The following is a 754-nucleotide window of genomic DNA, read 5'->3' on the forward strand; positions in this document are numbered from 1 at the left end:
CATCGACGAACCGACTTTCGCAGACGCCATCCTCGATCGGCTGATCCACAACGCGCACAGATTGCCTCTCGAAGGTCCGTCGATGCGCAAGACCCGCGATGCCCCCGCGGCCAAAACCATTGACGAACAAACCGACACCTGAGATGTCAGATCAAACGCTCAGCATCCCGCGCGAACTTTGTCCGCGCACCCCGGAATGACTGTCCGCGTGCCGTTGGAATGGCTGTCCGCGAAGCCCGGAATGCGCAACATCAAGATCGAGATGCCGCTGCCAAGCATGGCGATGCTGCAGCACCTCCTTGCTGAGCGGCTGCAGGACGCTGTCCAAGAGGGGGATCTGCACCAGTTGGCACGGGAATGTATCGGAAAGACCGCTGCCGACGTGGACGCGGCGGTGCGCTCAGCCCGCAGTGAAGCCCGGCACAGCGGCTGCCCGCTCGATCTGCAGCTTCTGCGTCGCCATCTCGGTGTCAGGGAGCTGGAGGAGAACCACGGCCTGCTTTACCGCATTTGCGTCCATGAATGCGGCCACGCCATCGCCGCCTGGATCTTCGGAGAGGCGATCACGCAGGTCCGGGTGGCTGCCGCAGGCGGAACAATCGAACGGGATGTTCCCCCGAATCCGGGTCTGGCGTCAGATTTCGACCGTCAGCTCTACGTCCACCTCGCGGGGCGGGCGGCGGAGCGGCTCATCTTTGGGACTGTGTCCGCGGGCGCTGGCGGCAGCGCCACGTCCGACCTCGGAAAAGCAGCT

Annotated in this window: 1 protein-coding gene and 1 pseudogene; both read left to right on the forward strand. The window is 64.1% G+C overall.

All coding sequences use genetic code 11. The features are described 5' to 3' along the window. Positions 1 to 142: ATP-binding protein (locus A9D60_RS25975; protein ID WP_065266702.1), on the forward strand; the 142-nt coding region annotated here is incomplete at its 5' end. A gap of 99 nt (positions 143 to 241) precedes the next feature. Further along, a pseudogene (locus tag A9D60_RS05665) lies at positions 242 to 754 on the forward strand (AAA family ATPase); the annotation flags it as partial.

Origin of the sequence: Leisingera sp. JC1 (genome assembly GCF_001679925.1) — a bacterium.
Classification (GTDB): Bacteria; Pseudomonadota; Alphaproteobacteria; order Rhodobacterales; family Rhodobacteraceae; genus Leisingera.